Annotated in this window: 19 protein-coding genes; 17 read left to right on the top strand and 2 right to left on the bottom strand. The window is 53.5% G+C overall.

Annotated elements, in window-relative coordinates:
* Positions 1-13 precede the first annotated feature (13 nt).
* Both QMG16_RS07235 and QMG16_RS07230 read left to right on the top strand, forming a co-directional pair.
* Positions 14-1,474 (top strand): TolC family protein, encoded by a 1,461-nt coding sequence (locus QMG16_RS07235; RefSeq protein WP_281793304.1) that lies wholly within the window; start codon positions 14-16, stop codon positions 1,472-1,474.
* 246 nt (positions 1,475-1,720) lie between these two features.
* Positions 1,721-2,386 carry an alpha/beta hydrolase gene (locus tag QMG16_RS07230; RefSeq protein ID WP_281793303.1) on the top strand — a complete coding sequence of 222 codons (666 nt, stop codon included), beginning with the start codon at positions 1,721-1,723 and terminating at the stop codon, positions 2,384-2,386.
* Here the strand turns inward: QMG16_RS07230 and QMG16_RS07225 are convergent.
* On the bottom strand, positions 2,319-3,149 hold the full coding sequence (locus tag QMG16_RS07225; protein WP_281793302.1) for an alpha/beta fold hydrolase: 831 nt from the start codon (positions 3,147-3,149) through the stop codon (positions 2,319-2,321). The two genes, QMG16_RS07230 and QMG16_RS07225, sit on opposite strands and share 68 nt — an antisense overlap.
* A gap of 107 nt (positions 3,150-3,256) precedes the next feature.
* Complete coding sequence (locus QMG16_RS07220) at positions 3,257-4,156, bottom strand: YitT family protein (RefSeq protein ID WP_281793301.1); 900 nt, start codon at positions 4,154-4,156, stop codon at positions 3,257-3,259.
* 539 nt (positions 4,157-4,695) lie between these two features.
* Here QMG16_RS07220 and QMG16_RS07215 point away from each other — a divergent pair.
* From QMG16_RS07215 to QMG16_RS07145, 15 genes are all read left to right on the top strand, one after another.
* The gene (locus QMG16_RS07215; RefSeq protein ID WP_281793300.1) at positions 4,696-5,085 is read left to right on the top strand and encodes an Lcl C-terminal domain-containing protein; all 390 of its coding nucleotides are present in this window, start codon (positions 4,696-4,698) and stop codon (positions 5,083-5,085) included.
* 43 nt (positions 5,086-5,128) lie between these two features.
* Positions 5,129-5,626 (top strand): tRNA (cytidine(34)-2'-O)-methyltransferase, encoded by a 498-nt coding sequence (locus tag QMG16_RS07210; RefSeq protein WP_281793299.1) that lies wholly within the window; start codon positions 5,129-5,131, stop codon positions 5,624-5,626.
* Positions 5,627-6,050: 424 nt separating this feature from the next.
* Positions 6,051-6,527: a hypothetical protein gene (locus QMG16_RS07205; protein ID WP_281793298.1), complete on the top strand. Its 477-nt coding sequence runs from the start codon at positions 6,051-6,053 to the stop codon at positions 6,525-6,527.
* On the top strand, positions 6,524-7,030 hold the full coding sequence (gene rfaE2, locus QMG16_RS07200; RefSeq protein WP_281793297.1) for a D-glycero-beta-D-manno-heptose 1-phosphate adenylyltransferase: 507 nt from the start codon (positions 6,524-6,526) through the stop codon (positions 7,028-7,030). The genes QMG16_RS07205 and rfaE2 overlap by 4 nt, the downstream gene beginning before the upstream one ends.
* A gap of 114 nt (positions 7,031-7,144) precedes the next feature.
* Positions 7,145-7,891 carry a YfgM family protein gene (locus QMG16_RS07195; RefSeq protein ID WP_281793296.1) on the top strand — a complete coding sequence of 249 codons (747 nt, stop codon included), beginning with the start codon at positions 7,145-7,147 and terminating at the stop codon, positions 7,889-7,891.
* A 385-nt stretch (positions 7,892-8,276) separates the two neighbouring features.
* Entirely contained in the window at positions 8,277-9,578 is a 1,302-nt protein-coding gene (locus tag QMG16_RS07190) for a phenylacetate--CoA ligase family protein (protein ID WP_281793295.1), read from the top strand.
* A 25-nt stretch (positions 9,579-9,603) separates the two neighbouring features.
* Positions 9,604-10,035, top strand: a complete 432-nt coding sequence (locus QMG16_RS07185; RefSeq protein ID WP_281793294.1) for an ACT domain-containing protein — start codon at positions 9,604-9,606, stop codon at positions 10,033-10,035.
* 176 nt (positions 10,036-10,211) lie between these two features.
* A complete protein-coding gene (locus QMG16_RS07180) occupies positions 10,212-11,372 on the top strand; it encodes an ABC transporter substrate-binding protein (protein WP_281793293.1) in 1,161 nt (386 codons plus the stop codon).
* Positions 11,373-11,547: 175 nt separating this feature from the next.
* Entirely contained in the window at positions 11,548-12,423 is an 876-nt protein-coding gene (locus tag QMG16_RS07175) for a branched-chain amino acid ABC transporter permease (RefSeq protein WP_373878723.1), read from the top strand.
* Between the two features lie 170 nt (positions 12,424-12,593).
* On the top strand, positions 12,594-13,550 hold the full coding sequence (locus tag QMG16_RS07170; RefSeq protein ID WP_281793290.1) for a branched-chain amino acid ABC transporter permease: 957 nt from the start codon (positions 12,594-12,596) through the stop codon (positions 13,548-13,550).
* Positions 13,498-14,292 carry an ABC transporter ATP-binding protein gene (locus QMG16_RS07165; protein WP_281793289.1) on the top strand — a complete coding sequence of 265 codons (795 nt, stop codon included), beginning with the start codon at positions 13,498-13,500 and terminating at the stop codon, positions 14,290-14,292. The genes QMG16_RS07170 and QMG16_RS07165 overlap by 53 nt, the downstream gene beginning before the upstream one ends.
* Positions 14,293-14,380: 88 nt before the next feature.
* On the top strand, positions 14,381-15,124 hold the full coding sequence (locus tag QMG16_RS07160; protein ID WP_281793288.1) for an ABC transporter ATP-binding protein: 744 nt from the start codon (positions 14,381-14,383) through the stop codon (positions 15,122-15,124).
* A 3-nt stretch (positions 15,125-15,127) separates the two neighbouring features.
* Positions 15,128-16,411 (top strand): phenylacetate--CoA ligase family protein, encoded by a 1,284-nt coding sequence (locus tag QMG16_RS07155; protein ID WP_281793287.1) that lies wholly within the window; start codon positions 15,128-15,130, stop codon positions 16,409-16,411.
* Positions 16,412-16,616: 205 nt separating this feature from the next.
* Entirely contained in the window at positions 16,617-19,001 is a 2,385-nt protein-coding gene (locus tag QMG16_RS07150) for a DEAD/DEAH box helicase (protein ID WP_281793286.1), read from the top strand.
* Complete coding sequence (locus tag QMG16_RS07145; protein ID WP_281793285.1) at positions 18,998-20,077, top strand: hypothetical protein; 1,080 nt, start codon at positions 18,998-19,000, stop codon at positions 20,075-20,077. Before QMG16_RS07150 ends, QMG16_RS07145 begins: the two co-directional genes overlap by 4 nt.
* The last annotated feature ends 130 nt before the right edge of the window (positions 20,078-20,207 follow it).

The following is a 20,207-nucleotide window of genomic DNA, read 5'->3' as shown; positions in this document are numbered from 1 at the left end:
AAGGAGAGGTGTTGTGCGGCACGGAACATTCGGAACCGGAATGTACAAATGGCTATTGTTATGCTTTGTCGGAGGGGCGTTGACCGGTTGTGGAGCGTACTATCAGCCGGTCGTTCCGCCGGTGGAGAGTTATCTTCCCAGCCCTCCCCCCGAGCGGCTTCATTCTCCTTCGGACGAGGCGGAAATGGAAGCCGAAGAGGAGCCGCTTGAAGAGATTGGGGAGGGGAGAGCGGCCGTTTCACTCGAAACCTGTGTGCGCATCGCTCTTGACAAGAATCCGTCGATGCGTGCAGCCGAAGCAGGCGTTCGGGTAGCGAAGGAAGGGGTGGGTGAGGCTCGGGCGCCTTATTTTCCCGATGTGGGAATCTCTACCGGGTACCATCGTTTTCAAAGACACGCGTTTTTACCCAATGGGCTCACGGATATTCGATCGGGAATCCCGAGTGTCATTGGCCCGACGGATGATTGGAACGGAGCAGTGAACAGCCGCTTCATTCTTTTTGACAGCGGCGAGCGGCGTGCCCAGCTCAAATCCGCCATGGCCCGCCAGGGAGTAGCAGAAGAAGAGGCCGCGAGGATTCAGCAGGATCTCGCCTTCAATGTGCATCAGACCTATTACGGTTTAGTGGCCGCCATGGAAAATCGGGATGTAGCCAGGAAAAATCTCGAACTGGCGGAAAACCATCTTCACCTGGCTCAGGAGCGGAAAGCTGCCGGAGCGGTGCCCAAAGCGGATGTGCTTCGGGCGCAGGTGGAGGTGGCGGACAGACGCCTGGCGCTGGTGAGGGCGGAAAACCTGGTGCGGATCACTCAAGGGCAGTTGAGCACATCGATGGGGTTGCCCGTAGAGACGCATTTCGAGGTGGATGCGCGCCCGGAAGAAATGATATCCCCGCAGGCCATCGATCTCGATGCAGCCCTTGGCGAGGCTGTGCATCTCCGGCCCGAGATCAAGGCGGCCCTGCGGCGTGTGGCTTCCGCCGGTACCGCCGTGGAGAGTGCAAAGAGCGCCTTTGGCCCCAAAATAAAGGCGGAAGCCGGCTATGGCTGGCGGGATTCGGAGTTTCTGCCTCAAGATGAAGAATGGCTGGCGGGAGTTTTTGTAGAACTGCCGCTTTTCACGGGGTTCTCGAGGATTCATAAACTTGCCGGGAAAAAAGCGGAGCTCTCCAAAGAGGAAGCCACAGCCAGACAGGTCGTTTTGGATGTGCAACGGGAAGTGTGGACCGCTCATTCGGAATTCAAGGAAGCGTATGAAGCTGTCCAGGCATCCGAGGTTCTGGTGAAGGACGCGGAGGAAGGGATGCGCACCACGCAGGAGCGCTATGAAGTGGGTGCCGGCACCATCAATGACCTTCTGGACGCACAGACGGCTCTGGCCCGGGCGGAAACGAGCCGGGTGGAAGCCCGCTGGAATTATCATATCGCAAGGTCCGCTTTCGACCGTTCAATCGGGCGTATGGCGGTCGAATAAAAACTCCCGATTTTTCGAGAATGGAAAGAAGGCTACGAATGATCATTTTTCAGTCGATAATTCAGTCGATAATCAAGGGGAAAAGGATCTGTCCCCACTGTCATAAAAAACAGTCCGTTCCTGTGGGTAAAGAAGATGAATTCGTACGCTGTAAATTTTGCGGCGCCGAGATTCCACCTGAAAAGCCCTCGGGTTCGACAACGGATGCGGTTTAAAACATGCTCTTGAGGAGTCGGGAGGAAATGCATGTCAGAAAAGTTTGTGAAGATATCTGCCGGAAACATTTTGCTGGAAGCCTTCTATGACAGGGGAAGGGGCGAGGATGCAGCCGTATTGCACCATCCGCTTCCTCTTTATGGAGGCAGCATGGACAATAATGTGGTTCTGGCCCTTCAGAAGGTTCTGAGCGGATGGGGCTGGAGTACCTTGCGCTTCAATTTCAGGAGCGTCGGCCGAAGTGGTGGAAATTTCAACGAAAAAGAAGGGGATGTGGAGGATGCTCTGGCCGCCGCAGCCTACCTCCGCGGCCAGGGGCATGAGGCGGTTCATCTGGCCGGCTATTCTTACGGAGCCTGGATCGTTTTAAAAGCCATTCAAAAAGGGCTGGATGCGAGCTCCCTTGTTCTTGTCTCGCCTCCCCTGGATTTCCTCGATTTCAAGGGGCTTGAGCTGCCTTCAAAACCCTGCCTGATCACCCTGGGGGAGAACGATGACTTTTGCTCGGTGGCTTCCCTGGAAAAGTGGCTGAAAGATCAGCCCGGCGCTGCGAACTTTGTAAGCCGTTCCATCCTTCCCCAATGTGACCATTTCTATTGGGGAGTGGAAAGTCGGTTATCCCTCGAGGTTAAAGATTTTCTGCAGGCTCATTTTCATTCGAGTGCTTCCGAAAAAAGTCGTGAGCCAGGGAATTGATTTTGTCGCGGCATTCCACATGCAGTGCATGGGCGGCTCCCGGGATTTCAATCAGCTTGGCGTGAGGTATGCGCTGAGCCAGTATATGCGCATTTTCAGCAGGAATCAGAACATCCCTGTCACCCGTTACAATCATTGTGGGGGCTGAAACGGCAGAGAGGCGGTTGCAGCAGTCAAAATCCCGGATGGCTCCCAACTGGGCCTCGAAGGCGTTCTTGGGCTGAAGGGCACTCTTCAATTGTGCCTCGACGTATTTGTCAATGGATTCCGGGTGGTTTTCGAGATACTCCTTACTGAAAAAAAGAGGAAGATTCTTTCGAATGACCTGTTCGTGAGTCAGTCCTTTATTGTTCATGAGGGTTTTTAAGACCTCGGGGGAAGGTGAAACCCGCAGAGCGCCGCCGCAGTGAGTGCATCCCAGAAAAAGGGTCCGGATGCGCTGAGGGGCCATGAGGGCAAGCTCCTGGGCAATCATGCCGCCCATTGAGAGGCCCAGAATGTGTGCTTTTTCCACTCGGAGATGTTCGAGCAGGGAAAAAGCATCCCGTGCGAAATCTTTCATATGGTAGGGTCCTGGAGGGATCTCGGACCGGCCTGCTCCGCGATTGTCAAAAGTGATGGTCCGATAGTATTTCTCGAAGAAAGGAATTTGGCCGAACCAGGACCAGGTTCCTCCTCCCAGCCCGCTCAGGAGCAGAAGCGGCTGTCCCTTTCCATATATTTCATAGTATAGCGAAATGTCTTTCGTGGTGCAGTATGGCATGTCCTGTTCCCTGAAAATTGAGTTTATGCAGCCAATTCAAAATATCCAAAGGGAAAAAATATACGAAGTATTATCGCTGTGACCCTGTGGGATGTGTTCTCACGGCTTTAGAAGACCCTTCGGGTTCCATGTCTCTGGCCGAGAACCTCCAGTGTGTCGTTTACCACCATGAATGCATGAGGATCGATTCCATAGACCAGTTCTTTCACCTTGGCCAGCTCTGTGAGGGTGATGATACTGAAGATTACCTGTTTGCGCTTTCTCGTATAACCTCCCGTGCCATGAAGAAACGTGACGCCTCTGTTGAGCCGGGTGAGAATTTCTTTTGCGATGGCATCCGAATGATTTGAAACGATGAGCACCGATTTGCGTTGATTGAAGCCGGTGATCACCGCATCCATGATGCGGCCCGAAGCGTAAACGTAGATGAGAGAGTAAAGCGCCTTCTGAAAATCAAAGAAATAACCTCCCACAACGAGAACCGAAGAACTGAGGGCAAAGACCGTCATTCCGACTCTGAGGCCGAGCTTCTTATTGAGGTAGACGCCAAGGATGTCCAATCCACCTGCGGAACCCTGAGAACGAAGAATGATGCCCGCCCCTGTGCCGCAGATGACTCCCGCCAAAATGGCCCCCAGTATCGGGTCTTCCACGGGGGGGAGATACGGATTGACCCAGGCTGCAGAGAGGGAAAAAACAGCCATTCCATAAGCGGTATAGAGCATGAAGGTTCGGCTGACGCTGAACCAGCCTAGCAGAATCAAAGGAATATTGAGAAGAAAATAGAAGAGACCCGTGTTGAATTTGGGCAAAAAGTAATGAAAGATAAGAGCGATACCGACGACTCCTCCACTCAGGAATTGCTGAGGGATGAGCACGCTGTTCAAACCTACGGAGAAAACACAGCTGCCGGTGGTGATCAAAAAGAGATTCCAGAAAAGAGAGGGCCAGGAAATGCTCGAACGTTGCAGGGTGATCGGATCCTTCACCGATGGTGTCAGTGACATTTGAAGAAAACTTCCTCTTGATGTAATAGCGGTGTGTTACTGAAAACATATGGCTGAATGAAATACCGTGCCGCCGGTTCGATCTGTTTGGCCTTGGCGGTTCATGTCTTTAAAAGCCGTTCATTGGATGAACCGGTCAGCGTGGGATTATCGTAAAAAAAGGGGGTAGAGAGGTCAAGGTGTAAGATATTCATTTGACCATTCTTGTTTTGAAAAGCAAACACTCCCCGTGCCCTCCTCAAGGGAGGAATTCCTGAGGTAAAGTACCCCTTTGAAGGAGGGTTGAAGGGGATGTCGGAAGTGACAGCATCAAGGGGATCATCCAAAATGAGAATTTCCATAGTTCTTGAAATGGAAAGAATTTCCGGGTGGCAAGGGCCAATTGAGGGTATGTGAAACTTTAATGTTCGTGTTGGAAGATTTTTGTGCTAAAAGAAAATGCTTTGATGAGTATGGAAGAAGGGCACAGTTATATGAATTTACGACTGAATACCATTAACGCTGTGTAAACTCATTTTCCTCGACCAAAGGGAGGCATCATGAAAGACCGTTTTGAACTGCAGGGTGATTTATTGGTTTTGGATCATGAAACAGGCCTGATATGGCAGCGCGGCGGTTCACCGGAGCCAATGGTCTGGAAAGACGGCCATGCCTATGTTGATCAGCTCAATAAGGATCGATTTGCAGGACACGACGATTGGCGTCTTCCGACCAAGGAGGAGCTTGGCACACTCATTTTGCCCGAGGAAAATCGCAATACGGGGCTATACGCCGATCCTCTTTTTGGTACGCAGAGAAACTGTTGGTCTTCGACGGAAGCAGGGCACCACAGGGCCTGTTACGTGGATTTCTATTACGGCGATATTTACATTATCGAAGACAATTATGCCAACTATTACGTTCGCGCCGTCCGCGGACAGCAAAAGTGAACAAGGCGATCGAGAGATTCGAGGGAAAGGGAATCTGGAAGACATGTTGAGCGGCAGGCCGCCTCTTCAGGTGGTCCTCTATCAACCGGAGATTCCCCAGAATACTGGCAATATTGCAAGGACCTGTGCCGCGACTCACACCCCTCTTCATCTCGTCGAGCCCTTGGGGTTCCGCCTGACGGACCGCTACTTGAAAAGGGCCGGATTGGATTACTGGCCCTATGTCAATCTCAGGGTTCATCCCGACCTTGAGACATTGCGCGAAGCGCTGTTCCCCAACAGATGGGTCTACTTTTCGGCTCATGCTCGCCGCCCTTATTATGAATTTCAATTTTTACCCGGAGACTGTCTCGTGTTTGGTGCCGAAGCCAAGGGCTTGCCCTGTGAATTGCTGGAATCGGACCCGGACCGGGTGTTGAAGATCCCTTTGGATCGAACACGGGTTCGAAGTCTGAATCTGGCGACCACGGTGGGTGTCGCTTTGTTTGAAGCCCTGCGTCAATTGGCTGTCCATGACGGGAATCCTGTTTCTTCGTTTTAGATTCGGGCAGAAGAGAACCCCGTTGCCTGAGGGAGTATGTAGAGTCGGAGTTTGCAGAGGCACTTACCTTTAAGACCCGGGGAAAGCCAAATGCATAACGAGGAAAAAGAAAGAGTACGGACGAGACTTTTTGAGCTTTGTCCGGAAATTGAGCATCTGGGTATCTATCCTATTGTTCTCGGCAAAGGGCATCGCTACTGAGTGATTTTTTTCGAGAGCAGGGACTGCTCAAAAAAAAGTGCTCCTTTGAGCTCTTTTAAAATTAGTCGTAATGACCTTGAAAAGGATTTCCTTTCCGCCATACCGTCTTGGGAACGGGACCTCAACCGGGCGCTGTTGGAAGCCAAGAAGAAAATGGATTTCAGCGCGAAGAGAAAAATGCATTCAGGGCCTGGTAACCAGTGCAAAATCGGAGGTGGAGCAAGTGGCGGAGATCGAATGGAAAGGCGTCATATGGAGAGCCGCATATGGCAGTCTTTCCGTAAAAGAGCTGTTGACCATCCTTAAGGGCTTTGGCCCCATGGAAATTCTGGAGTTTGAAAAACCCGGATGTTTTCGTGGTCAAATGAGCCTGTCTCTTTCGAAGGAAGACGTCAAGGAAATCACCCTGTATTATTTGGAAGTGCTGAGTGGTGAGAGGGAAGGGCAGGGGCGGGCGGCTCTCCAGTGGCTGAAGAAAACGTTCAAGGGGCCGCTTTTTGTGGAAGATCCCGGCGCAATTCAAATAAAAAATTCTGCCCGTGAGACTCAACTGTTCTGGTTGAAGATGTATCGGGAGGGACTGGTGGATGCCATAAACGGAGAGTCGAACTCTCTTGATCTTTGCGGGGGAGGGATGAAAGCGCGCGATGTTGAAGGAGCTCCGGTAAGTGGTTCAAGGGTTTTAGAAACCGAGAAATGACAGCAAGGGATAAAATCAGGAAAACGGAGGATCTGGCTGATCTCTGCGAGTCTCTCCATGGCCGGGGACGGCGAATCGTTTTCACCAATGGCTGTTTCGATTTGCTTCATGTGGGACACCTGCGTTATCTGGAAGCAGCCCGTGAGCTGGGAGATCATCTTGTCGTGGGCGTCAATAGCGATGCTTCCGTCCAACAGATCAAAGGATCTCTGCGTCCCATCACGGTGGAAAGTGAGCGTGTGGAAATGGTTGCTGCTTTGCACTGTGTCGATTATGTCACACTTTTTGCCACCCCGGATCCTTTGCCTCTCATAAAGCTTTTGAAGCCGGACGTCCTGGTCAAGGGGGCGGACTGGGCCATCGATCGGATCGTAGGGGCTTCGGAGGTGCTCTCATGGGGAGGGGAAATCGCAAGGATTCCCCTGGTTCCCGAATCATCGACTACCCGGATCATAGATAGAATTTTGAAGCGTTTTGGTGAGAAGGGTGTCATTTCCGAATAGTCTATCGAACCACAAAGACGCGGAGAATACAGAGATTTCATTTGAAAGTCTTTGCGTCCTCCGTGTCTCCGTGGTTTATATGACAATGTCGCATTAGAAACAGGAGAAGGTATTTTGAGTGCTAAGAAATTAAAGGGTGTGAGTACGTTCGCTCCGCTGTCCTCGGAACCCGCCGGCTTTGTGGAGCGCGTAAAAGCCTGGGCTGAAACCCATACTCATCATATCGCAGTGGCTGTAATCGTTGTACTTGTGATCCTCCTCGGCCTGTGGGGGACGGAAGCTTATCGGAACAGCAAGGAAAAGAACGCTCGTGCAGCCTACGCGCAGCTCTCTCAGGGATGGCCGAAGCAGGAGAACTTCGATCCTAAAATATGGGAAAAAATGATTCCGGAGCTGGAGAAATACATCGGAGAGCACCAGGGTACAGCGCCCGCTCTCGATGCTCAGATGGACCTGGCGAGTGCCTATTTCCACACGCAGCGTTATGAAGACGCCCTCAAATGGGAGAAGAAAATTCTTGAAAATGTACCGTCGGACGATGGTCTGAGATTTTTGGCAACTTATCGGATGGCATTGACTTACGAGGCCCTGGGCAGGACTGACGAAGCCATCGCCCAGTGGACGGCGCTTAAAACCGAAGGGAGCTCCGGGTTCAGCCGGGAAATGTACTGGCACCTGGGCAGACTCTATGCCAAGAAAAACGATCATGCCAGGGCCATTGAACAATATGAGGAGGCATTGCAGTCGACGGGTGCATATCCCGATAGTGCTCTGCTCCAGGACGAGCTTTCCTCGCTGAAGCTGAAAGCCGGAACTGGACACGAAAGCTCCCGGGCGGAAGCTCCCAAGGAAAAGCCGTAGGCTTGGAATGCTCGAAAGCGGGCTCCGGTTTTTTTAGGTTCGGTGGCTCTGCAAAAGTTTCAGACTTCGGATTTTTTCTTGACAGGCTTTATCAAATTAGCTATCCAGGATTCACACTGCATATATTTTTGAGAGGTAAAAGAGATGTTTGACTGGTTTTTCCGCTTTAGCCGCTCTCAATTTTTTGGGGGCTTCTTTTTTGGGAGGCCTGCCTGTGGGGGGGCAAAGTAGGCTGAACCAGACCTATCATTGACCAAAACCATGGGTGGGCGCAAGAATGCGGGACCCATGGGTTTTTTGTTTTTGAGGCCGTGGATTCCGGGATCCATCGGCCTTTTTTTATGGATAAGCCGTCAGTGCAACCGTTGAAGGAGGAAAACCGAGTATGATTTATAATATCGAATTTGAGACGTTACCTCGAGAAGCTCTCGAAGCGATTCAATTGCGCCGCCTGCAGGCAACGATAGAACGGGTCTACGCCACCGTTCCCTTCTACAGAAAGAAGTTTCAGGAAGCGGGAGTGACCCCCTCGGACATCAAGACCCTGAATGATCTCCAACGCCTCCCGTTCACCTACAAACAGGATTTGAGAGACAACTATCCATTTGGAATGTTTGCCGTGCCCATGGATAATGTCGTCCGTATCCACGCATCTTCAGGCACTACGGGCAAGCCGACGGTAGTGGGATATACAGCACGGGATATCAGCACCTGGTCTGAACTGATGGCGCGGGCTCTTGCCGCCGCCGGCGCTTCGCGCGGAGATATCATTCACAATGCCTATGGATATGGACTTTTCACGGGGGGGCTTGGCGTTCATTATGGGGCGGAACGGCTGGGAGCTTCGGTCATTCCCATTTCAGGAGGAAATACCAAGCGGCAGATCCTCATCATGAAGGATTTCGGCCCGACCATTCTCACCTGCACGCCTTCCTACGCCCTGCATCTGGCTGAAGTCGCCGGTGAAGTGGGGGTGGATTTCAAAGATCTCAGGTTCAAGGCGGGAATCTTTGGCGCCGAACCCTGGTCGGAAGAAATGCGCCAGGAAATAGAGCGTAAACTTCACCTCAGTGCAGTGGATATCTATGGACTGAGCGAGGTGCTCGGCCCTGGAGTTGCCGTGGAATGTGCCGAAGCCAAGAAGGGGCTTCATATTGCGGAAGATCATTTCATTGCTGAAGTGATCCATCCGGAGACGGGCGAAACCCTCCCGTACGGCGAGAAAGGAGAGCTCGTTTTCACTTCCATCACCAAAGAAGCTTTCCCCGTCATTCGGTATCGGACACGCGATATCAGTTCTCTCAATCCCGAACCCTGCATTTGCGGCAGATCCCATGTTCGAATGAACCGCGTGACGGGCCGGACCGATGATATGCTCATCATTCGCGGCGTCAATGTGTTCCCCTCCCAGATCGAGAGCGTACTCATGGAAATTGAGGGCGTCGAACCCCATTATCAGTTGGTCGTGGACCGTGAAGACAATCTGGATCTCCTCACGGTGATGGTGGAAGTGGGGGAAGATGCCTTCTCCGATGAAGTTCGTGTCTTGCAGGTCCTGGAAAAGAAAATTTCCAAAAATATCAAGGAATATCTCGGAGTTTCCGCCAAAGTGAAGCTTGTGGAACCGAAGAGTATTGCTCGAAGCGAGGGGAAAGCCCAACGTGTCATAGACAATCGCAAGATTTAGGACGACAAAAAGAGGAGGCTGAAAGATGCGAGTGGAACAAATTTCTGTGTTTTTGGAGAACAAAGCGGGACGACTCTCAGAGGTCACCCGAATTCTGGCGGAAGCACAAATCAACATCAGAGCCCTGTCGCTTGCCGACACATCCGATTTTGGCATCCTGCGTTTGATCGTCAATAACAATGACAAGGCGAAAGAGGCTCTGAAACAGCACGGATTCACCGTTGGCAAAACGGATGTGGTGGCCGTCGAAGTCGGGGACCATCCGGGCGGATTGCACAGGATTCTGGAGGTCCTGCACAAGGCCAACGTCAATGTGGAGTACATGTATGCCTTTGTTCAACAGAGCGGCAACAACGCTGTCATCATCTTCCGGTTCGACAACCTTGACGAGGCTGTAAAGGTTTTGACGGAAAACGGAATCAAGGTGATCGAGGGAAAGACCCTGTACGGCATGTAATAAGAACCTATCCGGAAACCCCCTGTTGACTTTGCGACACCCCCCTTCAATTCCCCCCTTGAGGAGGGACCAAGGGGGGTGTCCGCTGCCGACGTAGGTTTTCGGGTAGGCTCTAAATAGCGTCGAGGGGCGGTATATTCGCCGAGATTTTTGAAAACCGAGATAAGGAGATGGTCATGGAACGTAAGGGATCCGTTTTGAAGAAGACCTTGGCAATCGGAATGCTCATCTTGTTGGGACTTTACCCTGCAGTGGGCTGGTCCAAAGACGTTTATAAGATCGGTGGGATTTTTTCGATCACGGGTCCAAGCTCCTTTCTCGGTGATCCGGAGAAGAAAAGCCTTGAAATGGTCGTCGATAAAATCAATGCCGAAGGGGGCATCGATGGCCATATGCTGGAAGCGGTCATCTACGACACAGAAGGGGATCCGGGCAAAGCGGTGCTCGCTGTAAACAAGCTCATCAGCAAAGATAATGTTCTGGCAATCATCGGTCCGAGTCTCACACCCACCACTCTGGCCGTCGTTCCCATCGTCGAAAAATCCCAGGTGCCCCTCATCAGCTGTGCTGCAGGAATCAAGATCACCGAACCCGTGAAACCCTGGGTGTTCAAGACGGCTCAAAGTGACGTTTTGGCTGTGGCCGCCATCTATGAACACATGAAAAAACACGGTATCAAGAAAGTAGGAATCATTACCGTGGAAAACGCGTTCGGTGAAAGCGGCAAGGAACAGTTGCTCGCTCAGGCCCCCAAGTTTGGGCTTGAGATCGTTCAGCAGGAAAGCTTCGGGGCCAAAGATACGGACATGACCCCTCAGTTGACCAAGCTGCGCAGCGCGCAGCCTGATGCCGTCATCTGCTGGGGGACCAATCCCGGCCCTGCCGTTGTGGCCAAGAATGCCAGGCAGATGAACCTCAACATGCCCCTTTATCAGAGTCATGGTGTGGCTTCCCCGAAATTCATAGAACTGGCCGGTGATGCCGCAGACGGAATTTTGCTTCCGACAGGTAAGATCCTTGTAGCGCAGCAGCTCCCTGAAACGGACCCTCAAAAAGCGGTTCTTTTGGATTACATCAATACCTTTGAAAAGCGTTTTGAAATGCCTGTCTCCGGTTTTGGGGGGTATGCTTATGATGCGATGCATTTGCTGGCCGATGCTCTCAAGGGTACCGAAGGAGACAAACAGAAGATTCGCGATGCGCTGGAAAAAATCACCGGAAAAATCGGTGTGACAGGCGTCTTTAATTTTACGGCTCAAGACCACAATGGACTGGGAAGCGATGCTTTTGTGATGGTCAAGATCGAGAAGGGTACCTGGAAACTTTTGAATGAGTAGCGGGCAATTCTCATTTTGAAAGGTATCCCCCCTTTGCCCCCCCTCAAGGGGGGATTTCCTGAGATGGAGGTATCTTTATAAACGATAAACGTCCAAAGTAAGAAGTGCCGGCGAGCAGGCGGTTCGCCGGACCGATTTCGAAATCATTTCATAACGTCTGATTGAAACTCGAATGATGCAGGAACTTCTTCAGTATTTTTTTTCGGGCATAACGAACGGGGCCATCTATGCCATCATCGCCCTGGGATTTTCCATGCTCTTCAACACCACCGGTCTGATCAACTTCGCCCACGGCGAGTTTGTCATGCTGGGAGCGTTGAGCATGATTACCCTCTGGAAAGGATTGGAGCTTCCCCTGATGGCCGCCTTCATGGTCACGGTTGTGGGTGTTTCTGCCGTGGGGCTGCTCCTGGAACGGCTGGCCATCCGCAGTGTGCGCAAACCTCATCCCATCGTGCTGGTGATCATCACCATCGGGGCATCCATTTTCCTTCGGGGAGTGGGGATGCTGGGATGGGGAAAGGATGCTCACAGCGCGCCTTCCTTTACGGATCATGCCCCCTTTGAATTGGCGGGCGCCACGCTTTTGCCTCAGACTCTCTGGATTCTGGGGATCGTTCTGATCATCGTGGCGGGGCTGCAGCTCTTTTATCGGCGGACTCTTACGGGGAAAGCCATGATCGCGTGCGCCATAAGCAAGAAAGCTGCATGGATACTCGGCATACCCAGCGAACGGATGGTCCTGCTGGCTTTTGCCATGAGCGCCGCATTGGGAGGGATCGGCGGCCTCCTCATCACCCCCATCACCATGAGCAGCTACGATATGGGCACCATGCTGGGACTCAAAGGCTTTTGTGCCGCCATGCTCGGGGGGCTCGGAAGTTCCTGGGGGGCGGTGCTGGGAGGGGTTCTGCTGGGAGTCATGGAGGCCTTGGGCGTGGGGTTTTTTTCATCCGGCCTGAAAGATGTCATCGCATTCGTTTTGTTGCTTCTCATCCTTTATGTGAGGCCGAGTGGAATCCTCGGGACCAAAGCCGTTCAAAGATTCTAACGGGCGGGGATCTGGATCATCGGAGTGTTCCGTATCTCTACTTCTGTGCGACGAAGTATTCGTGTGCCTGATTTGAGTTTCCGGTTTCAAAGTGAAACGTCTCGATCAACGGCGAACCGGGTGGCGACGGCTTATTTTCGTTTCCTCGACCGATCCTGTGAAAGAATCCAATGATCAAAAACGCATTGTTTGTTTCCGTAATTGTCCTAACGGGGTTTTGCATCTCCAATCCCTATCATCTGCAGCTTCTCACCTTTATCGGCATCCACACCCTGCTTGCCCTTGGGCTCAACATGCTCATGGGGTATGCCGGACAGATTTCATTGGGGCACGCAGCCTTTTATGGGCTCGGCGCTTACTGTTCAGCGATTCTCACGGCCCACTGGAACTGGCCGCCTTGGCTGGCTCTGCCGGCCGTGCTTTTGATGACGGCATTGGTGGCTTTTCTGATCGCTCTGCCCATGTTGAAGCTTTCCGGGTACTATCTTGGGATGGGCACCATGGGCTTTGGAATGATCGTTTACATTCTCTTTCGTAAATGGAGCCAGGTGACCGGAGGCGATTCCGGATTCGTTGGGATTCCGCCCCTTACCCTCGGGCCATTTTCCTTCATGTCGGGAAGCGCATATTTTTTTCTCGTTTGGGGAGTGGTCTTTTTGTGCTTCATTCTTTGTGAACGCATCGTGGATTCACGCGTGGGAAGAGCGCTTCGAGCCATACACGACAGCGAGCATGCCGCGGCCGCCATGGGAATCGACACGAGTCGCATCAAGATTTGGGTGTTTGTATTGAGCGCCGTCTTTGCCGGGTTGGCCGGTTTTCTGTACGCACATCTGGTGAGTTTTATCAGTCCGGGCTCCTTCGACTTTTTGGTTTCCGTCCGCATGGTGACCATGGTAGTGATTGGTGGAATGGCAAGCATTTGGGGTTCCCTGCTGGGGGCATCCCTCCTGACGCTTCTTCCCGAATGGCTTCACGTCTTTACGGACTATGAAATGGTTGTCTACGGGCTCATTCTGATGGTGATCATGATTTTTTTACCCCAGGGTTTGACACGAGGAATACTGGATTCTTATGAGCGGTCACGAGACAGGTATCGCCAATCTTCATCCTCTGCTCAGAGTTGACGGGCTAGGAAAGGCTTTCGGGGGGATTCAAGCTCTGCATAATGTCTCTTTCGAAGTCTTCCCCGAAACCATCCATGCAGTGATCGGCCCCAACGGTGCCGGCAAGACCACGCTTTTTAACAGCATCACAGGAGCGTATTCTCCGGAGGAGGGCCGCATCCTTTACGGCGAGAAAGAAATTCAGGGCAGAAAAGTGCATGAACTGGTAGCCGCCGGGATAGCACGCACCTTTCAGAATGTAGAGCTGTTTGGAAGCATGACGGTTTTGGAAAATGTGCTGGTAGGGCAGCATGTGAGGACCCGGTGTGGATTTTGGGGAGCCATGTGCCGGTGGCCGTCCGTGCTGAGAGAGGAAAAGGCTGCACGGAAGCGGGCGATGGAATTGCTGGAGTTTGTCGGCCTGGAAAAGGTTGCCGACCAGCGGAGTCTGGATTTGCCCTTCGGCTGGCAGCGCTTTTTGGAAATTGGGCGCGCTTTGGCTGCCGAACCGCGACTCATGCTTTTAGACGAACCCGCTTCAGGTCTGAACCCCGTGGAGACTCATCAATTGGGAGACCTTCTGCAGGAGATAAAAAAGCGTGGGGTGACACTTCTTCTGGTGGAACACGACATGGGACTCACCATGGGTATTTCGGACTATATCCTTGTGCTTCATCAAGGCAAAAAACTGGCGGAAGGGACTCCCAGGGAGATTCAGGCCAACGAGGAGGTCATCAAGGCGTATCTGGGTGGGGCCGAATGATGCGGTTCTTGCACGATATGGAGGCAATACCGTTGAGTCGATCAATTGATTTTCCCGACAGAACAGCTAGCCATAGAAGGTTGATCACATGCTTCGTATCCGCAATCTGAAATGCTATTACGGACGGATTCGCGCTATCAACGGTGTCAGTCTGTCGGTGCGTTCCGGGGAACTCATCGCTCTGATCGGGGCCAACGGCGCCGGCAAGAGTACCCTTCTGCAGACCATCTGTGGGTTGCTTCCCCGCTGGGAAGGGGAAATCGAATTCGAAAAAGAACCGCTTCAAGGGTTGAAGCCGCCCGCAATGGTACAGCGGGGAATCAGCCTGGTTCCTGAAGGGCGAATGCTCTTTCCTCCTCTCAGTGTCATCGACAATTTGAAACTGGGGGCATATCTGCGTTACCGCAAACGGGAACATCAGGGTATTTTTGAAGACCTGGAACGGGTCTTGGACCTGTTTCCCGTTTTGAGAGAGCGGTCCAGGCAGGCTGCGGGGACACTCTCCGGCGGCGAACAGCAGATGTTGGCCATCGGACGGGCGCTCATGGCGCGTCCGCGGCTCATCCTTCTGGATGAACCCTCCATGGGGTTGGCGCCCTTCCTTGTCCGGCTCATCCTGGACACTCTCCTGCAGCTCAAAGAGGAAGGGATAACGATTCTGCTCGTGGAACAAAACGCTCAGGCGGCCCTGCGGATTGCCGATCGCGGTTATGTATTGGAAAATGGACGCATCGTTTTGGAGGGGAACGCCGTGGACCTGCTGGCCGATCAGGATGTCAAGCGTGCCTATCTGGGGAAAGACTACCGTGAATTTTGTGAGGGGAGGGCCTAGGAAATGCCCATTTGGAATCCAGAGGAAGAATGTCTCCATGTGGAGGAACGGGGACAGCAGCAATTGGAACGGCTCCAGAGCACACTCAACCGGGCTTTCAAAAATGTGCCTTTCTATCGGAATCGTTTTGAAAAGCAGGGAATAGGGCCGGCGGATGTGGAGGATCTTCGGGATCTTTGTCGCATCCCTTTCATCCAGCGCGAGCATTTCAGTGATAATTATCCATATGGCCTTTTTGCCGTGCCCCTGCGTGATGTGGTGCGCATTCACACGGCGAGGGGAACCGGTCTGAAGCCGACGGTGAGCGGCTACACCAGGCAGGATCTCCTGGTATGGAGGGAAATCCTGGCTCGAGCCCTCACTGCCGCCGGGGTGACATCCTCCGATATCCTTCAAATCGATCTGGATTCGGGTCTGGCCAATTGGGGTCGGGATTACAAGGACGGAGCGGAAGCCATCGGGGCCAGCGTGATTCCTCTCACCATTCTTCCCCCTGAAAAGCAATTGATGGTCATGCGGGATTACAGGACCTCGGTGCTTCTCACAAGCGCTTCCGGCGCAACTCAATGGATTCATCATCTGTTCAAGGCCAATCTCAATCCCAATGCCCTGGCCCTGAAAACGCTCCTCCTCGTGGGGGACGCGCCCGATTCCGATCTGCAGGTTCGGCTTGAAGAGCAGCTTCACGTGAAAACATGGGTGCACTACGGGCTGAGCGAGGTGCCAGGGCCCGCTTTGGCCTTTGAGTGCGAAGAGCGTCAGGGGCTTCACGTGAATGAAGATCATTTTCTGGCGGAAGTGATCGATCCCGGGACGGGAAATGTCCTTCCGGACGGTGAAGTGGGAGAACTGGTTCTCACCACATTGACCACCCGGGCCTTTCCCTTGATAAGGTTCCGAACGGGGGACATGGTGCGCCTGACCCCCGGTGCGTGTCCCTGTGGAAGGACCCTCAAGAAAATGGAATGGTTCGCTCCGCAGTCGGAAGAGGTGATTCTGGTGCGTGGAGTGAAGATTTATCGGCAGCAGATTTTGAGACTGCTGGAGCGTGCATTGGGTTTCATTCCAGGTGCGTACCGTTTCATCAGAAGCCATCAGGATCGGAGGGACTCCCTGGAGGTCTGGCTCATGGTGGATGAGAGAGTCTTTTCCGATGAAATCAAGGAGATGGAAAAGCTTGCCTTCCATCTGGGAATGGAATTGGCGCAGGAACTGGGAGTTCCCGTGAGGATACGGTTCAAGGAAAGAGAGACTTTTGGAAAACATGAGCAGGTTGACGGATCTTGAATTCGACAGCCCGGCTTAAAGGTTCCAGACAGTCGCCCTCCACCGGTGAAAACTGTAGGCGAGGCAAGGAAAGGAAAAACGGGCTCGTTTCATGGTTTTCGTGCCTTTCATGGGTTAATATATGAACAATATGGGAAAACAACCAATGAACAGAGGATTTCAGGTAGAGGCGGTGTTGGGATGCCCGGATGCAGGGTGAATTTGTATGGCCATTGATCGTCAATTGAAGAGAAAAAAAGATCGCGAGGAAAGGGAGAAAGCCAGAAGGGAAGCGGTCGAAGAGGCGGCTCGAAAGGAAAAAACGGCCGAGTATCGTTCTCTCATGAACAAAGCCTACGAGGCGAAGGACTATGGAGCCACTCTCAAGTGGAGCCTCAAGATCCTCGAAATCCAGCCTGCCGACGACGATACAAGACACATGGCGATCTATTGCGCGTACCAGCTCAAGGATATGGACGCATTTCACAGGATCCTGGAAGAGGGTTGGAATGCCGGCGTGCTGACCCGCAAGGATCATCTGATGCTGCTGGGAGAGTATTATGTGAGCGAGGAGAATTACCCGAAGGCGGTGGAAGTTCTCAGACCCCTCATGCAAAAATCGCCGGGGCTGACCGGCAGCCTGCCGCACCAAAAGGCCGATGAGGTCACGAAACTCTATCAGCATGCTGTCATTCAAATGATGCTGAGCAGCAGGGAGATGTACAAAAAAACCCGGGCCAAAGAGTCGAAAGCGCGCAAAACTCCTCCTGCAACAACAGGGAAAGTCCCGCATCGAGAGTCTGCAGCCACATCCGCAAAATCTTCCGCTCCCCCTCCTCAGGAGCAAAAGGCGGCCCCGGAAGCGAAAACGCCGGTCCCCGAAAGTCTCCCCAGGCTCAGGGTTGTCTTCGATACGCACCAGGAACCGGTGTTGGAGGCCATCGAAGCCCGCCAAAGGAGTGATCCTGCAGCGCTCGAACTTGCCCTGAGGGCCTACAGGTTTTCCTTTCGCACCTCCTATGATCAGCTCATCTGCCTGCCCACTCTTCGAAACATCCAGTCGTTCTGGTACCAGGAGGAGACGGCGCGGAAGGTCATGAAGAACTTCCGGGGCCGGGCCATCCTGGCCGACGAGGTGGGGCTCGGGAAGACCATCGAGGCGGGGCTCATCCTCAAAGAGTACATGATGCGGGGCCTGGTGCGTTCGGCCCTGATCCTTACTCCCAGCTCCCTGGTGCACCAGTGGCAGGGGGAGCTCGGGGACAAGTTCGACATCCCCTTTGTTTCCACAAACGATCCACTCTTCAAGCAAGACCCAGACCGGTTCTGGAAGGAGCCCTTCATTCTGGCCTCCATCCAGACGGCCAAAACCAGGCGCCACTTCGAGACGGTGACGGCGCGCACCTACGACATGGTGATCGTCGACGAAGCCCATCACGTCAAGAATCGCACCACTCTCAACTGGAAACTGGTGAACGCCATCCAGAAGACGTTTCTCCTCATGCTCACGGCAACACCGGTCCAGAACAGTCTCGAGGAGCTCTACAACCTGGTCACCCTCCTCCGTCCGGGACATCTCAAGACGCAGAAGGCCTTCAAGGAGGAGTTCGTCACGAAGGGCAACCCCACGGACCCGCGCAACCGGGAAAAGCTGCGCGGCCTTCTCAAGGAAGTCATGGTGCGAAACACCCGCTCCGTCACGCAGCTCCACCTGCCCCCGCGCTTTGCCACAACGGTGCGCATCGCCCCGAGCCGTGCGGAGGAGGAGTTCTATCAGGCCGTCAGCGGGTTTGTGAGCGAGCAGGCGTCGGGGAGTTCTTCCGGGTCCTCGAAGCTCACTTTGCGAAAGCTCCTGGAAGCGGCGGGATCTTCTCATGCTGCGGCCCTGCGTATGTTGGAGAGGATGGAGCAGAAGGGGGAGGCACCGGAACGGGTGGCAGAACTCCTGGCCATGGGAAGGCGGATCTCCATGGGAGCCAAGGCGGCGAATGTCGTGGAGCTTCTCAATGCATCGCCCGACCAGAAGATCATCTTCGTCAACTATACCGCCACACTGGAGCATCTCGAACAAATCCTGCGTGCCCGGAAGATCCCCTATGTGGTCTTCCAGGGCAGTCTCACCGCAGCTCAGAAGCAGGAAGCCATAGAGGCTTTTCGAGGGGGCCGCAAGGTCCTTTTGGCAACCGGAACGGGAGGCGAAGGGCACAACCTGCAGTTCTGCCACGTGATGCTCAACTACGATCTTCCCTGGAACCCCATGGAAATCGAGCAGCGTATCGGCCGCATCCATCGCATCGGGCAGGAAAAGGAGGTACAGGTTTACAACTTCTGTGCGTCCGGAAGTATCGAGGACCATATCCTCGATGTGCTCGACCGCAAGATCAACATGTTCGAGCTCGTGGTGGGGGAAATGGATATGATTCTCGGGCGGTTGCAGGGAGAGGAGGAATTCAGCGACCTGGTCTACGAGATCTGGGTGAAGCATCCCGATGAGGCCGAGCGCAAAAAGGCCTTCGATGCCCTGGCTGTAAGGCTCAAACGGGCCAGGTCCGCCTACGAGAAGAGCAGGGAACTCGATGAGAAGCTCTTTCAGGAGGACTTCGGCGTATGAGCGATACAGGTGCGAACAACGAGACCGTTACAGGCATTGCCGGTACGGCGGACCCGGAGCTGCTCTCTTTTGCGGCGGACGTTCTGGAAAAGAGCGGCGGGGTCATCGAACAGGAGGGAGAACGGCTTCTTGTCCTCCTGCCGGCTCATCTGGCCCAAGCTCTGGATGTTCCGGAAGAAGTGCGGCTGGGAGACGAAAAGATGCCCCTGCTCTACGGAAGTCCTCTCCTGGATCGGCTCATCGCTCTCGCCACACGGGACATCCCGGTGGTCTACGGGCAGATCGAGCTGCCTTATCTCAAGAAGGCGGGTTTCGATCAGCTTATCGAAACCGACCTCACCTGGGTCAATGCGGCGGTGCGTGTGAGTAGCCGGGCGGAGGCCAGAGCCACTTATATGGTGCTCGTGTGCCATTACGTGGCGTTGAGCGACGAGCGAAAGGAAGGGCTTGTGCAGGTGGGGATCCATGAGGGGAGCGGGGCGGCGGTGGAAGGACTGGAAGAGCAATGGAAGGATTTTCATCCCGTCTATTTTCCAGCAGGGAGGGTTCCTCCGCATTTTCCGGTGCACCTGGATCAGGCTTTGTCCCGTGCCATGATCCATGCAAGGGAAGCCACCCAGAGGGAGCTTGCCGACTTTTTCAGCAGCATGGAGCGCCGTCTGCACCGGGACGTGAAGAACACCCGCGAATACTACGAAGCCCTGAAAAGCGAAATGGAGGCGAGTCTTGCCCACCCCAACCTCACGGACATGCAGCGTCGGGAGAGGACGGAGAAGATCCGGGAGCTTCCCCTGGAGATGGAGCGCAAGATCCGGGACCTGGAACAGAAGTACCAGGTGCAGGTGAATGTGACCGCAAGGGCTGCCACACGCTTGCTCGTAGACGTTGTGCAGCTCATGGTGGAGGTCAAACATCGCAAACTGCGCCGTCAGATCCGCCTCATCTGGAATCCTGTCACCTACCGCATGGACCCCCTCGTATGCGAACGCTGCGGTGCGACAATCACCACGATCCATCTCGAAGAAAAAGGAAGCGAGATAGAATTGCTCTGCTTTCCCTGCAGCAGGAAGAAATAGGGCGAAAGAAATATCCAAATTTCTTTTTTTTCCATCAAAACCGCATACATTTTTATCGCTTTCCGGATCACTTTGTGCTACTTCGTTTCAACTGAAAGCAAGAATTATTTCCTGCCATTCGGGATAAAAT

Source organism: Desulforhabdus amnigena, from assembly GCF_027925305.1.
Taxonomy (GTDB): domain Bacteria; phylum Desulfobacterota; class Syntrophobacteria; order Syntrophobacterales; family Syntrophobacteraceae; genus Desulforhabdus; species Desulforhabdus amnigena.
This window is presented reverse-complemented; position numbering and strand designations above follow the sequence as displayed.